This window comes from Vibrio breoganii, from assembly GCF_024346795.1.
Classification (GTDB): Bacteria; Pseudomonadota; Gammaproteobacteria; order Enterobacterales; family Vibrionaceae; genus Vibrio; species Vibrio breoganii.
Window position 1 is genome coordinate 1,558,013 of the sequence record NZ_AP024864.1, and the last position, 14,327, is coordinate 1,572,339.

8 protein-coding genes, 8 tRNA genes and 1 pseudogene are annotated in these 14,327 nt (G+C 45.6%); 2 read left to right on the forward strand and 15 right to left on the reverse strand.

Annotated elements, in window-relative coordinates; all coding sequences use genetic code 11:
• Window positions 1-26: 26 nt before the first annotated feature.
• The 14 genes from OCU35_RS07280 to uvrY form a co-directional block, all read right to left on the reverse strand.
• The gene (locus OCU35_RS07280; protein WP_017027550.1) at window positions 27-1,274 is read right to left on the reverse strand and encodes a carboxynorspermidine synthase; all 1,248 of its coding nucleotides are present in this window, start codon (window positions 1,272-1,274) and stop codon (window positions 27-29) included.
• 13 nt (window positions 1,275-1,287) lie between these two features.
• Window positions 1,288-4,179, reverse strand: coding sequence for a pyridoxal phosphate-dependent class III aminotransferase (locus tag OCU35_RS07285; RefSeq protein ID WP_261825084.1), 2,892 nt, complete (start codon window positions 4,177-4,179; stop codon window positions 1,288-1,290).
• 514 nt (window positions 4,180-4,693) lie between these two features.
• Window positions 4,694-5,539, reverse strand: a complete 846-nt coding sequence (locus tag OCU35_RS07290) for a mechanosensitive ion channel family protein (protein ID WP_261825085.1) — start codon at window positions 5,537-5,539, stop codon at window positions 4,694-4,696.
• 328 nt (window positions 5,540-5,867) lie between these two features.
• Window positions 5,868-5,943: transfer RNA gene (locus OCU35_RS07295), tRNA-Gly, on the reverse strand.
• Between the two features lie 8 nt (window positions 5,944-5,951).
• Window positions 5,952-6,038 (reverse strand) — tRNA-Leu (locus OCU35_RS07300).
• Window positions 6,039-6,133: 95 nt separating this feature from the next.
• Window positions 6,134-6,236: transfer RNA gene (locus OCU35_RS07305), tRNA-Gly, on the reverse strand.
• A 42-nt stretch (window positions 6,237-6,278) separates the two neighbouring features.
• Window positions 6,279-6,352, reverse strand: a tRNA-Cys gene (locus OCU35_RS07310).
• A gap of 51 nt (window positions 6,353-6,403) precedes the next feature.
• Window positions 6,404-6,479 (reverse strand) — tRNA-Gly (locus OCU35_RS07315).
• A gap of 8 nt (window positions 6,480-6,487) precedes the next feature.
• Window positions 6,488-6,574 (reverse strand) — tRNA-Leu (locus OCU35_RS07320).
• A gap of 142 nt (window positions 6,575-6,716) precedes the next feature.
• Window positions 6,717-6,792: transfer RNA gene (locus OCU35_RS07325), tRNA-Gly, on the reverse strand.
• A 32-nt stretch (window positions 6,793-6,824) separates the two neighbouring features.
• Window positions 6,825-6,898: transfer RNA gene (locus tag OCU35_RS07330), tRNA-Cys, on the reverse strand.
• 303 nt (window positions 6,899-7,201) lie between these two features.
• Window positions 7,202-7,756 carry a CDP-diacylglycerol--glycerol-3-phosphate 3-phosphatidyltransferase gene (gene pgsA / locus OCU35_RS07335; protein WP_017030228.1) on the reverse strand — a complete coding sequence of 185 codons (555 nt, stop codon included), beginning with the start codon at window positions 7,754-7,756 and terminating at the stop codon, window positions 7,202-7,204.
• A 77-nt stretch (window positions 7,757-7,833) separates the two neighbouring features.
• Window positions 7,834-9,666 (reverse strand): excinuclease ABC subunit UvrC, encoded by a 1,833-nt coding sequence (gene uvrC / locus OCU35_RS07340; RefSeq protein ID WP_102499515.1) that lies wholly within the window; start codon window positions 9,664-9,666, stop codon window positions 7,834-7,836.
• Window positions 9,666-10,310, reverse strand: coding sequence for a UvrY/SirA/GacA family response regulator transcription factor (gene uvrY / locus OCU35_RS07345; RefSeq protein WP_017030756.1), 645 nt, complete (start codon window positions 10,308-10,310; stop codon window positions 9,666-9,668). The genes uvrC and uvrY overlap by 1 nt, the downstream gene beginning before the upstream one ends.
• Window positions 10,311-10,684: 374 nt before the next feature.
• On the opposite strand from uvrY, the gene OCU35_RS07350 reads away from it, so the two are divergent.
• Window positions 10,685-13,048 carry a DNA polymerase II gene (locus OCU35_RS07350; protein ID WP_261825086.1) on the forward strand — a complete coding sequence of 788 codons (2,364 nt, stop codon included), beginning with the start codon at window positions 10,685-10,687 and terminating at the stop codon, window positions 13,046-13,048.
• A 59-nt stretch (window positions 13,049-13,107) separates the two neighbouring features.
• Window positions 13,108-13,428: an HI1450 family dsDNA-mimic protein gene (locus tag OCU35_RS07355; RefSeq protein WP_017030232.1), complete on the forward strand. Its 321-nt coding sequence runs from the start codon at window positions 13,108-13,110 to the stop codon at window positions 13,426-13,428.
• A gap of 62 nt (window positions 13,429-13,490) precedes the next feature.
• Here the strand turns inward: OCU35_RS07355 and OCU35_RS07360 are convergent.
• A pseudogene (locus OCU35_RS07360) lies at window positions 13,491-14,327 on the reverse strand (IS3 family transposase); the annotation flags it as partial.

Sequence of the window (14,327 nt, forward strand, 5' to 3'; positions counted from 1 at the left end):
TAATACTAGAAAATGAGATTCAAGCTCTACTTAAGAACTTGAATGTCTGGTGCTTGCTCTGGATCTAGCTCTTGAACGTGCCAATCTAGACCAATCTCAGGCATGGTTTCTAGGAACGGATCTGGGTCCAGCTGCTCCATGTTAAATACGCCAGCGTCTGCCCACTTACCACGGAAGTATTGCAGTGCCGCTGTGATTGCTGGAACGCCAGTAGTGTAAGAGATCGCTTGGTGCTCAACGTCTTCATAAGCCACTTCGTGATCTGCGTTGTTGTAGATGAATACGCCACGTGGCTTGCCATCTTTAGTACCGCGAACCCAAGTACCAATACAAGTTTTGCCTGTGTAACCCGGTGCTAGTGACGTTGGGTCTGGCAGTAGTGCTTTAAGAACATGCAGAGGCTGTACAACCGTACCATCATGCAAAGTTAGAGGGTCTGGGCTAAGCAGACCGATATCACGCATGCAGTTGAAGTAGTTCAGGTATGCATCGCCAAAGCCCATCCAAAACTCAATGCGTTTTGCCGGGATAAACTCTTGCATAGAACGCACTTCATCGTGCGCCATAGAGTAAACCTTGTGCTTACCTACTAGCGGGAAATCAAACTCAAACATACGCTCATGACAGCCTACTTGTTTCCATTCGCCATCTTCCCAGTAGAAAGAGTCGCCTTGGATCTCAAGCATGTTCGTTTCTGGATCAAAGTTAGTTGCAAACTTCTTACCGTGATCGCCAGCGTTAACATCCATCACATCGATAGTGTCGATTTCATCGAATAGGTGCTTCACTGCGTGAGCGGCAAATACGCTGACTACGCCAGGATCAAAACCTGCGCCTAGAATACCGGTGATACCCGCTTCTTTAAACTTGTCACGGAAGCCCCACTGCCAATCGTAAGCTTGCGGTACTTGCTGACCTTCAGAACACAAGTCTACCGCTACAGACGTATCTAGGTAAGAAACCTTAGCTTGTAGACAGGCTTCCATGATGGTGATGTTCACCCACGGAGGACCAGCATTGATCACTAGGTCAGGTTTTACCTCATTGATAAGCGCAACAAGAGCAGCAACATCGTCAGCATCTACAGAGCGAGACTCTAGTTTCTTAGACGGATCTTTAAGGTTGTTTTTGCCTTTGATCGATTCAATAATCTTGTCACATTTAGCGACGGTACGAGAAGCGATAGTGATGTCACCCAATACGTCGTTGTTTTGTGCCGCTTTATGCGCAACAACCCAACCAACACCACCTGCACCAATTTGCAAAACTGCCATTTGTTACTTTCCTTTATTGTGCCGCTAGCTCTACCGCTAGCTTATCAATGTCATTTAATAGTTTTTCGAAATCTGACAAGGTCAGACACGGATTCAAAATTGTAAATTTCAGCGCTGAGTGACCGTTTACCACAGTCTCACCTAATACCGCTACGCCACGCACTAAAGCCTCGATACGCACTTTCTGATTCAGTTTGTCTAAACGAGACGCATCTAAGTGCTTACAGCGGAACAAGACTGTCGACAGTGCAGGATCAGCTAACAGCTCAAACATCTCGTGTTGCTGAACCATCTTCGCCACTTGCTGAGTTTGCTCTATCAGGTGATCGTACATGGCACCTAGCGCTTTAGGGCCGACGTTTTGCATGGTCATGTAAACCTTAAGCGCATCAAATCGCTTAGTAGTCGCCATGGTTTTGTCGACAAGGTTTGGTAGCTCATCGTGTTCACGGTTCAGGTAATCGGCGTGGTGCAGCAGGTAATCGAAGTTAGGCTTGTTTTTCACCAACAAAGAACCGCAGCTGATGGTTTGATAAAACAGCTTATGGAAGTCCACCGATACTGAATCTGCTTTCTCAATGCCTTTCAAACGATCTTTATGACTGCTCAAGATTAGAGCTCCGCCATAAGCGCCATCTACGTGAAGCCAAAGGTTTTCACGCTCTGCAATACTTGCCATTGCTTGAATATCATCGATAGCGCCATGGTCGGTCGTGCCCGCAGTTGCCACAACCGCAAACGGCATTAAGCCCTCAGCCTTTGCATTGGCAATGGTTTCAGCAAGTGCTTCAGTATCCATTGTGCCGTCGTCAAAGGTGTTCACGCAGATCACTGACTTTTCACCAAGGCCCATCCAGGCTGCAGATTTTTGCACGGTAAAGTGTGATTTGTCTGAGCAGATTATACGAAGCTTATCTGCATAGTCTGGGTTACCTAGCTTTTGGATAGAGTGCTTGCTAGTAACGTCCGCAAACCAATCGCGCGCGAGTAGTAGACCCATTTGGTTGCTTTGAGTGCCACCACTGGTAAATACGCCATCTGAGTTCTCACCCATCTGGTATTGCTCGCAAAGCCAATTCACCACTTTCTGCTCTACATAGGTAGCTGCAGAAGCTTGATCCCATGAGTCCATTGACTGATTAAGACCTGCAATCATCGCCTCCGCTGCAACGGCTGGCATTAACGGTGGAGTATGTAGGTGCGCAATGCAGTTAGGGTGCTGGACCATGACTGAATTTTTGGCAACCAAATCTGAGGCATTATCAATAACGTCAGTTAGGTTTTGGTTTCCAGCATCTAGGTCAATCTGATTGATCTGAGCTTCTAGCGCCTTAGGGTCCATACCAGAATACGGCTTATCGACCGCTTCAAATACAGATTTCATTGCATCTACCGTGTGATGCATGACTTTAGCAAACTCATCTGCGCCTTGTGCGCCAGTATGAATAAAGTGCTTTTGCCATTGCTTGTTGCTTGGCTCAGGGTCGACCAAAGAGCCACCCGCCGCTAGAATCGCTTGCTCCATAGTCTTGAGAGCAAAATCAATCTGAGCGTAAGAGATGATAATTGGTGGCAAGAAGCGAATGACGCTGCCATCACGACCACCCTTTTCTACCATCAAGCCGCGCTCTAGCGCCGCACGTTGGATCGCAAGAGTCAGCTCTCCATCGGCCACACGCTCACCAAACTTATTGCGCTCACCGCTAGGCTTAACGATTTCAACACCAAGCATCAAGCCCTTGCCGCGTACTTCAGCTATGCAGTTCACACGGCGTTGAATTGCTTCAAGCCCTTCTCTTAGGTACTGACCGGCTTTTGCTGCATGCTCAACTAGGCTATCACGTTCAATGATCTCTAGTGCCTTAGCACCCGATACCATTGCCAGCTGGTTTCCACGGAAGGTGCCTGTATGCTCGCCAGCGTTCCATGTATCGTTCTCTTTCTTAAACACAAGTAGAGACATAGGAAGGCCGCCGCCGATAGCCTTAGATAGGCATAGAATGTCAGGAGAAATGCCCGCTTCTTCAAAGGCAAAGCGGTAACCGGTTTTACCCACACCACACTGAATTTCGTCCAGCACTAACAGGATATTGTGCTCATCACAGATGCGGCGCAGTTCGCGTAGCCAGAACGCAGGTGCTGGAATAACACCACCTTCACCTTGGACAGGTTCAACGAAGATAGCCGCTGGCTTCATGATGCCCGCTTCATCATCACAAAGAAGACGTTCAATATAACGAATGCTCGCTTTAGCACCGGCATCACCACCAAGTCCAAACGGGCAACGTAGGCTATACGGGAAAGGCATAAAGTGAACATCAGACATCAGTCCGGTGCGACGCGCTTTCGTGCCAAGGTTACCCATCATGCCCATAGTGCCGTTGGTCATGCCGTGATAAGCGCCACGGAATGCGAATACGGTATTGCGGCCTGTTGTCTGCTTAGCCAACTTGATCGCAGCTTCAACAGCATCTGCGCCCGAAGGACCACAAAACTGAATCGCAGAGTTCTTAGAAAACTCTTCTGGAAGAAACGCTTTTACGCGCTTAATAAAGGTATCTTTAGCCTGAGTCGTAATGTCCAGTGTTTGATACGGCAAGCCACTTTCGAGCTGCTCTTTCAACGCTTGATTAATCTCAGGGTGGTTATAACCCAAGGCTAACGTGCCCGCTCCTGCTAAGCAGTCCAAAAACATTTGGCCGCGTGTATCTTCAACTAACGCGCCGTAAGCACGTTTGATAGCAAGGGGTAGACGACGTGGATAAGAACGAACCTCAGATTCGTGCTCAGCTTGGTCAATTAACATTTGATCTGGTGTTAGGTCATAAATGCCTTCAACAACAGGGACATCACTTGAAAAAACAGCGCTAGTGGCCGCAATCTCAAATTCAAATGCAGAGCTCATAGATTTACCTAAATTAGAGTAATGCCTCCCCTTGTTCATTCTTGAGAACAACGGATTAACATTACGGGTATATAGTACGCAAACATCACTTAAAAAGAGATGCTTAGGAAAATAGAATTTAAAGGGGGTGAACTGTCAGATGTGACGGATCATGGCTCAGTAATAATAGTGTAAGCCGGTAGAACGAAGCTGATTGTCAAATTAGATTGATGATACATGTTGGGTGCCTTTCTCAATGCCATCTTGGCATCTTATTCCCATCTATCAAACGAAGGCCGTTTGATACCTACCCTACGTAATATCACAATCAGGCTTATTACGCGTGTCCCTCAGAGTGTTCTGAGATTGCGCGGGAATTTAGCAAGAAAACGTGATCTTAGCAACAGTAAACAAGCAAAATGCGCTATTTATAACCGCAGATTTATTTCAAATTGTTACATGAATATCAAACAGTAATTTCGCCCATAAAAAAGCCCCAGTATTTAAACTGAGGCTCGGATATCTTACGTTTGTATCAGTCAGACTTTACTGGAAAGCGCTTTTCATACATATCCATAAAATCTTTACGAATCAAGTTTTCTAAGTGATTCGCTTTGTCCGTTGGACAGAAGATCATGTAATGCACAATCTGCTCTGCGTTGATGTTACTGCTAATGTGTATATGCGGCTCTGCGCCAGGTAGATCCAAGCCGGCATGCTTTTCAATCATAGCGTTATAGCGAATCGCAACATCACTAAAATACGCACAATGCTCCTCAATCTTTTCCGTCAATTCAGGGATCATCGGATACAGATTAACGAAGTCCTTCACCACAATTGAAAAGTTATGATAAACATAGCGCTTCATGAAGTTAAGGTTCTTTACTGGGTAGGTAAAGAACATGCTGTTTGGCAGTGTCGCTGTTTTACCTGTGTAATGATATTGCCCATGATGAAGGTCGATCTCTTGGATCACTGTCGCCATCATATTGTGCTCTATCACCTCTCCACTTAACTTGCCGACCTCAATCCAATCACCAATACGAAATGAACGAGAGCTTGCCCTTTGTATTGAGCCAGTGAAACAAAGAATAATTTCTTTTGACGCCACTACAATAGCAACCGCAATCGCAGTCACACTCAGCGCAAATTGATTGATCTCCGACTGCCATAGGATAAACAAAATAATCAGAGTAAATGCAAAGCTGCCGTTCTTGGTTTTTGACATCCAATTACGCTGCTTTTCTGAGATAAAGGCATCATTACCGCGAATCACGGACAGCAAAAAACGACGCAATAACCAGACGACGAATAGAATGAGTACACTGAAAATACTTTTATAAGTAAGAAGAAAATCGACAACTGGCTGCAATTTCTCCATGAGTCGCTCCGTGTTAGATGAATAAGTGACTGAAGATAAAGAATCTATTCTTATAAGGGATAATAAACACTTTAACGCGTAGTTAAAGGCTCAAAAGTAACTTTCTTGAATTCTGTTAAGACGAGGAGAGAAATAGAGCCTTCTATCTATAGACTTAAGGACATAAAAAGCAAAAAAGCCCTAGCATTTCTGCTAGGGCTTTCTTTTGTTTGGAGCGTCTCGACCAGACTGGGCACGAGCTTCGCTTTCCCTTGAAACTAAGCGTGACCTCAACCTTGATAAGGTTGCGCTCTAAAAACTGAGCTGCCACTTATATTCAAACTGTATTTGGAGCGACACACGAGGTTCGAACTCGTGACCTCAACCTTGGCAAGGTTGCGCTCTACCAACTGAGCTAGTGTCGCATATTAGATGGTGCCCCGGGCCGGACTTGAACCGGCACAGCGCGAACGCCGAGGGATTTTAAATCCCTTGTGTCTACCAATTCCACCACCAGGGCACGCAAAACTTGTTGCGATGGGTAAGACACCATCTACTTACAGCTGTTAGCTATATGCTAACTGCTATAAAATATTTTTGGATACTTTGAAATTTTGGAGCGACTCGACCAGACTGGGCACGAGGTTCGCTTTCTCTTGAACATAAGCGTGACCTCAACCTTGGCAAGGTTGCGCTCTACCAACTGAGCTAGTGTCGCATTCTCGTCGCTAGCAGCTTGTAGCTGAAAGCTTAGAAATAATGGAGGCGCCTCCCGGAGTCGAACCGAGGTCCACGGATTTGCAATCCGCTGCATAGCCACTCTGCCAAGGCGCCATTATCTTTTTCTTACAGCTATCAGCTTGAATCTGGCGGCTGTATTGTATTTGGAGCGACACACGAGGTTCGAACTCGTGACCTCAACCTTGGCAAGGTTGCGCTCTACCAACTGAGCTAGTGTCGCATATTAGATGGTGCCCCGGGCCGGACTTGAACCGGCACAGCGCGAACGCCGAGGGATTTTAAATCCCTTGTGTCTACCAATTCCACCACCAGGGCACGCAAAACTTGTTGCGATGGGTAAGACACCATCTTCTTACAGCTGATAGCTTGAAGCTGACAGCTATAAGATTTAATTTGGAGCGTCTCGACCAGATTGGGCACGAGGTTCCTCGTGACTGAGTCGAGCATTCCTTTAAATTGGAGCGACACACGAGGTTCGAACTCGTGACCTCAACCTTGGCAAGGTTGCGCTCTACCAACTGAGCTAGTGTCGCATTCTTACAGCTACTAGCTATAAGATAAAATATGGAGGCGCCTCCCGGAGTCGAACCGAGGTCCACGGATTTGCAATCCGCTGCATAGCCACTCTGCCAAGGCGCCTCTGTGTTACTGAAGAATGTTTCTCTTCGGTACGGGGTGGCATTTTACGGATTCACCCCGATGAGTCAACAGAATTTTTATAATTTTGATTCGTTTGCTCGCTTTACAAACAAACTGCATGCAAGTGGTTAGATAAGTATCAAATACTGCTCAAATTACGCTTAATTTGGCGTATTTTTCTGCACTGCCTTTTACACTAACCCGTTGTTTGTGTTGGTGTGAAGACACTTAGGCATAAAATATTTGCAATTGGTTGTCGCAGATACAAAAAAACCAGCTTTCGCTGGTTTTCATAAATCGATTTTACTCTTCTGAATTGAGCAGGTCGTCTTTGGCTGCCATTAAATATTGCACCATAGACCATAGTGTGAGGACGGTTGCCACATACAGAGACAAGTAACCAATCCAAACCATCCAATCGTCGTAGCGCCAGATGAGAACCCACAACGCAAACATTTGAGAGAAGGTTTTTACTTTACCGACCCAAGATACCGCTACACTCGAGCGTTTACCAATCTCTGCCATCCACTCTCTCAGTGCAGAAATGATAATTTCGCGGGAAATCATGATAATCGCAGGAACGGTAATCCAAATCGTATTGAAGTGCTCTGCAATGAGAAGCAGCGCTGTAGCCACCATCACTTTATCGGCGACTGGGTCTAAAAATGCACCAAAGCGAGAAGTCTGTCCTAATTTACGAGCCGCAAGTCCATCGAGCCAATCTGTAAATCCAGCGACCCAGAACACCATAGCCGCGGTAAACGGTGCCCATGTGGTTGGTAAATAGAACACAATGACAAACACTGGGATCAAGAATAAGCGGATCATGGTAAGAATGTTTGGGATAGTCAATCGCATTTTATTTACTCTGAAGGCACGTGAAAACAGTGCGCTTATCTGACTTTAAATTTAACCCCAATGTTGCGGGATTTTAGTTAGTGTTGCAACGCCTGAACTATCTTTTCTGCCAAAGAATCACTGATACCGGGTACTTTGGCTATTTCTTCAGCACTGGCACGCTTTAGCTCTTGTAAACCGCCCATATACTTTAGCAGCGCCTGCCTACGCTTCGGACCTACTCCCTCGATGCCCTCAAGAGCGCTGGTACGCCTTGTTTTACCGCGTTTGGCTCTATGCCCTGCAATAGCGTGATTGTGGCTCTCATCGCGAATGTGCTGCATTAGATGCAGTGCTGGTGCGTCACTGGCCAAATTAAACTCATCACCCTCAGCTGTGATCATCGTTTCTAAACCAGGCTTACGCGTTACGCCCTTGGCTATGCCGATCAGCCTAGGACGTTTTGGCCACTCGTCCCAATATTGGGAGATAATCTCTATGGCTCGATTAAGCTGGCCTTTACCACCATCGATAAAAATGATGTCTGGGATCTTATCAACATCGAGCTGCTTCGAGTAACGACGCTCAAGGACCTGCCCCATAGCGGCGTAATCATCGCCGCCCGTGATGCCGGTGATATTGTAGCGACGATACTCTGGCTTTACTGGGCCTTCATGATTAAACACAACACAAGAGGCAATGGTGCTCTCACCCATAGTATGACTGATATCAAAACATTCCATGCGACGAATCGACTCCATATTCAGCACCTCTTGAAGCTCTTTAAAGCGCTGTGAAATGGTCATTTTGTGGTTAATCTTAGTCGTAATGGCGCTCAATGCATTGGTATTCGCCAACTTTAAGTAGCGTCCACGATTGCCACTAGGATTGGTATGGAAGGTGACTCGTCTTCCGGCCATCTGAGTCAAGGCGTCTTGAAAGGCTTGTTCTTCAGCCAGCAGACCTGCTGCAAATATCAAACGGCTAGGCAGTGCCCTGCCCTCTGATTGATTGAGGTAATACTGGCTAATGAAGCTGTAAAAAATTTCGTCTTGCGGACTGTTATTGGGGATTTTAGGGAAAAAGCTACGACTGCCCAGTATCTTGCCTTGGCGGATCATCAAGATATGAATACACGCCACACCAGATTCTTGGGCATAGCCGAGCACATCGATATCATCGAAGCTATCTTCAGATACAAATTGCTGCTCTTGAATGCGCCTTATTGCCTGAATTTGATCGCGAAATTTAGCCGCTTGTTCAAATTTCAGGGTACGGCTGGCTTCATCCATTTTGTCAATCAGTTGCCCTACTACCAGCTTGTCTTTGCCTTGTAAGAACAAGCGAACCCATTGCACAAGGTCTGCGTATTCTTCATCAGAAATCACGCTACTGACACACGGCGCAGCACATCGGCCAATTTGGTACATCAAACACGGTCTGGTTCGGTTGGCGTAGATGGTGTCTTCACACTGTCTCATCGGCAGTATTTTCTGTAGCAAGTGCAGGGTTTGCCTTACTGCTCCAGAGTCAGGATAAGGACCAAAGTACTCCCCTTTACGCTTTTTAGAGCCGCGATGAAGCGACAAGCGAGGATGCTTGTGGTTGCTGATGAAAATATAGGGATAGGATTTATCGTCTCGAAGCAAAACGTTGTACTTGGGCAAGTACTGTTTAATGTAGTTGTGCTCAAGAATAAGGGCTTCAGTTTCGGTATGCGTCACCGTCACGTCTATGTGATCAATATGGCTGACCAAGGCGCGCGTTTTCTCGTTATCGAGCTTTTTTCTGAAGTAACTGCTGAGGCGTTTTTTTAGGTCTTTGGCTTTGCCGACATAAATAACAACAGCCTCGGCGTTATACATACGATAAACGCCGGGCTGGTCGGTAACCGTTTTAAGAAATGCGGCTGAGTCGAACCCTGTTGTCACTAAAGTGTCTCTGTATCCAACATTCCGTGACGAATAGCTAGGTGAGTCAATTCAACGTCACCACTGATATCTAGCTTGCTAAACAGTCTATAGCGGTAGCTATTTACTGTTTTAGGGCTAAGGCTCAGCTGTTCGGAAATATCCGTGACCTTCTGGCCTTTGGTGATCATCAACATGATTTGTAGCTCACGCTCCGAGAGGTCCTTGAAAGGATTATCAGAAGAATGTGAAACTTGACTCAGAGCCATCTGTTGAGCGATCTCAGGTGAAATGTAGCGTTGACCGCTGTTCACCATACGAATTGCGTTAACCATTTCATCAGGGCCCGCTCCCTTCGTAAGATAGCCAGCAGCACCAGCTTGCATTACTTTTGTAGGGAATGGGTTTTCCGTATGAACGGTCAACACAATGATCTTAACGTCTGGGTTAAAACGTAAGATTTTTTTTGTGGCCTCAAGGCCACCAATACCGGGCATGTTCATATCCATAAGGATTACATCAACATGGTTATTTCGGCACCATTTTACAGATTCTTCACCGCTTTGCGCTTCCCCTGCTACATTCATTCCACGGACGTCTTCAATAATACGTCTTATCCCTGTGCGTACAAGCTCGTGATCATCTACAAGGAAAACATTAATCAAACTTGTATCTCCACACTTTTTATTTTTTTGCCGCAAAGTTCGTCATGAATGAATCATAACATGCGGTCCTTATTCTACGTTATTGCTGTAGCCAACAACATGCAAATATGCTTAGTATTCGCCATTTTTACAACAATTTAGTTCAATTATTATGACCTACTACTGCAATTAAGGGATCGTTCGTTCGTTTTTTATACCAAACCCGCTCTTATGCAACATTAATCATAGGCAATACCTGAGGATAAAGGTCCATTTTTTATCCAATAAAATCAGTAAATTGAAAAACATTGTTGATAGAAACCAAATTCATATAACTGCCTAGACAAGGGTTTGGTATCATCTTCTTCAATAAGAGTAGCAAAAAGGTTTGCAGATTGCGTTCAGGATTTATACTAACTCGTCAAAGTAAAGATTTAGGTTTTTCTAGCCTTATTGAGCTGTGGGTTTCTACGGATCTCGGCCCCACTTTGATTCAAATCCCAGATCAAAAATCTGTCTACTTTATAAACACCTCTGATGAAGCGCAGGTTCAGCAACTAGCAAACCAGCTTAATATCCCTTGTGAGACTAAACCGCTTCCTCTAAAAACATTCCAACTAGAGGCGACTACTGCCTGCTACTTCCCTACTCGTAAGCATGCGTCTGATTTTGAAACCCTGTTAACTAGCCACTCGATTCCTATCTATGAATCCGATATCAGGTTGGTCGACCGCTACTTGATGGAGCGGTTTATTCAGGGGCAAATAGAATTTGATGGCGTTGAGCAGCAAGAAAACGGCTATCTCAAGGTAGCAAACGCACAATGCCGAGCGGCTAAAGAGTACTCTCCCAACTTATCCGTTGTCTCGTTGGATATAGAATGTTCCGCCAAGGGCGTTCTCTATTCAGTGGGATTGGATTCTGAGCTTGATAGCCGAGTCATCATGATTGGTGAAGCGCAACCCGAACAAGGTACACCCATTCAGTGGGTCGAGAATGAACGAGCCCTTTTGCTGGCATTGATTGATTGGTTTACGCAGTTTGACCCTGACATCATTGTGGGTTGGAATGTGATTGGCTTTGACATGCGACTATTGGTGCGACGAGCAGAGCAAAACAAACTTAGGCTGACTCTCGGACGAGACAAACAAACCTGTTTTTACCGACAATCTAATCAAAGCCAACAAGGCTTTATTACCATACCGGGACGCGTGGTGGTTGATGGCATTGATGGGCTTAAATCAGCCACTTATTCTTTCGATTCTTGGTCACTAGAGTCTGTCTCTCAAGAACTGCTGCACGAAGGCAAAGCCATACACAATGTGCAAGACAGGATGGAAGAGATCAATCATATGTTCCATCATGATAAGCCTGCTCTTGCTAAGTACAACCTGCAAGACTGCGTGTTGGTGAACAAGATCTTTGAGAAGACACACCTACTCGATTACCTCATTCAGCGCAGTAAACTCACAGGTCTCGCCCTTGATCGCATTGGTGGCAGTGTTGCCGCATTCTCTAACTTGTATCTGCCACGCCTGCATAGGGGTGGCTATGTAGCGCCAAATCTCATGCCAAACGATTGGATTGCCAGTCCGGGTGGATTTGTTATGGACTCCAGACCTGGCCTGTATGACTCTGTTCTGGTCCTAGATTTTAAAAGCCTCTACCCCGCTATTATTCGCAGCTTTCTCATTGACCCTATGGGGCTAATCGAGGGGCTACAACTAGAAATAGGCAACGAGGCAGACCAAGCCGTACCAGGCTTTCGTAAGGCGCAGTTTCATAGAGAAAAACACTTTTTGCCCAACCTCATTGAAGAGCTGTGGCAGGCCCGAGATCAGGCTAAGAAGGACAAAGAAGTCGCTTTCTCTCAAGCCATTAAGATCATAATGAACTCCTTTTACGGTGTATTGGGATCTTCCGGTTGTCGCTTCTTTGATACACGATTGGCATCATCGATTACGTTACGTGGTCACGAAATAATGAAGACCACACGTAAGCTTATCGAAGAACAAGGCTATGAGGTGATCTATGGGGATACGGATTCTACGTTTGTTTCTCTCAAAGATGAGTGCACCCAAGAGCAAGCGGATGATATTGGCAATGCGCTGACCAAGCACATCAATAGTTGGTGGACCCAGCATTTGACCGAGGAATATAACCTCACCTCCCTGCTTGAGCTTGAATATGAAACCCACTTTTCTCGATTTTTCATGCCAACCATTCGCGGCTCTGAAACAGGTTCAAAGAAGCGCTATGCCGGATTAATTACTCAAGAATCTGGCTCTCGTATCGTGTTTAAAGGCTTAGAGAGTGCCCGTAGCGACTGGACTGAGCTTGCGCGAGATTTTCAGGCGCACCTTTACGAGCTTATCTTTGCCGGCTCCGATCCCACGCAGTTCATTTTAGATACCGTAGAACAAGTTGAGAGCGGGGAAATGGATAATAAACTGGTGTATCGAAAGCGACTTCGCAGAAGGCTTCATGAGTATCAGAAAAACATTCCACCGCAAGTGCGCGCTGCTCGTTTAGCCGATGAGCTTAACCAGCAACTTGGGCGACCACTGCAATATCAAAACCGTGGTCGAATCGCTTATATGATGACCACCATTGGCCCTGAGCCTCTTGAGTATGTGAAGAACCCAATCGACTACGAGCACTATATTGATAAACAGATAAAGCCGATTGCCGATGCCATCTTGCCCTTCGTTGGGTTAAAATTTGATGATATCAATGCACCTCAGCTTGGGCTGTTCTAATTGACACAATTAAGGCGTACAATCGCGCTAATTATCAAAGATACCGCTAAGGAAATCTAATGACTGAACTTTTGTCTTACGATGACACCATCGATACCGCTTACGACATTTTTCTCGAGATGGCTCCAGATAACCTTGAGGCCGCCGATGTGGCTCTATTCACTCTTCAATTTGAAGAGAGAGGTGCTGCTGAGCTGGTTGAAACCGGTGATGATTGGGTTCAACACGTAGGGTTTGAAGTTGACAAAGAAACCTACGCCGAAATCAAGATCGGCCTGGTAAACGAAGCGGATGATACGCTGGATGACGTGTTCGCAAGGCTGTTGGTGTCACGCGACCCTGACCACAAATTCTGCCATATCTTGTGGAAGCGCGACTAAATATAGAGAAATAAAAAAGGCCAGATGTTAATGAAGTGACCCCGTAAAGTTGGACATTTCTGTTAAGCGGCTTTTAAGGCCTGATTTCGATATTCCGTCGGAGTCAGGCCTTTTAGTTTCACTTTGATGCGCTTTGTATTGTAATACTCGATGTATTCGTCAATATGTGCGATTAAGTCATCGGCATCTTCAAAGTGTTGATTATGGTACATTTCTGTTTTCAGTAAGGCAAAGAAGTTCTCTGCTACTGCGTTATCTAAGCAGTTTCCTTTTCGTGACATACTTTGAGTTAATCCCTGCTCAGCGAGAGTTTTCTGATACTTCCTATGCCTATATTGCCACCCTTGATCGCTATGCACTATTGGCTTAGCGTCTTTGGCTAAGGTTGCAACCGCCTCTGTCAGCATGTCAGTGACCAGAGGTAAGCACGCATTTTTCGCAACTTTGTAAGCCACAACTTCCTGCGTAAACAGATCAACGATTGGTGATAGGTACACCTTCTGCTGTTGAACTTTAAACTCAGTGACATCAGTTACCCACTTTTCATCAGGCTTCGTTGCACTGAAGTCCCGTTTAAGTACATTTGGAGCGGTTTTTCCAGTTTCTCCTTTGTAAGAGCGGTACCGCTTAGGTCTGACCGTTGATTTCAAGCCTAGTAATCCCATCAGGCGTTGAACTGTCTTATGGTTAAGCCTGACGTCGTATTTCCTTAACTCTAAATGAATACGACGATATCCATATCTCCCTTTATGGTCATGATATATTTTCTCAATCAACTGTTTTTCATCTTGATAGCTTTCGGCAGCGTTGTTCGACTGTGCATGATAATAGAAGCTACTTCTTGCTAATTTAAGGGCATGCAAGAGATGTTGTTGTGGATATTGATTTTTAAGAGCTAG

Coding starts and splice junctions, on each gene's coding strand:
- OCU35_RS07280 (WP_017027550.1), bottom strand. CDS start 1,274: ATGGCAGTTTTGCAAATTGGTGCAGGTGGTGTTGGTTGGGTTGTTGCG.
- OCU35_RS07355 (WP_017030232.1), top strand. CDS start 13,108: ATGACTGAACTTTTGTCTTACGATGACACCATCGATACCGCTTACGAC.
- OCU35_RS07290 (WP_261825085.1), bottom strand. CDS start 5,539: ATGGAGAAATTGCAGCCAGTTGTCGATTTTCTTCTTACTTATAAAAGT.
- pgsA (WP_017030228.1), bottom strand. CDS start 7,756: ATGCGATTGACTATCCCAAACATTCTTACCATGATCCGCTTATTCTTG.
- OCU35_RS07285 (WP_261825084.1), bottom strand. CDS start 4,179: ATGAGCTCTGCATTTGAATTTGAGATTGCGGCCACTAGCGCTGTTTTT.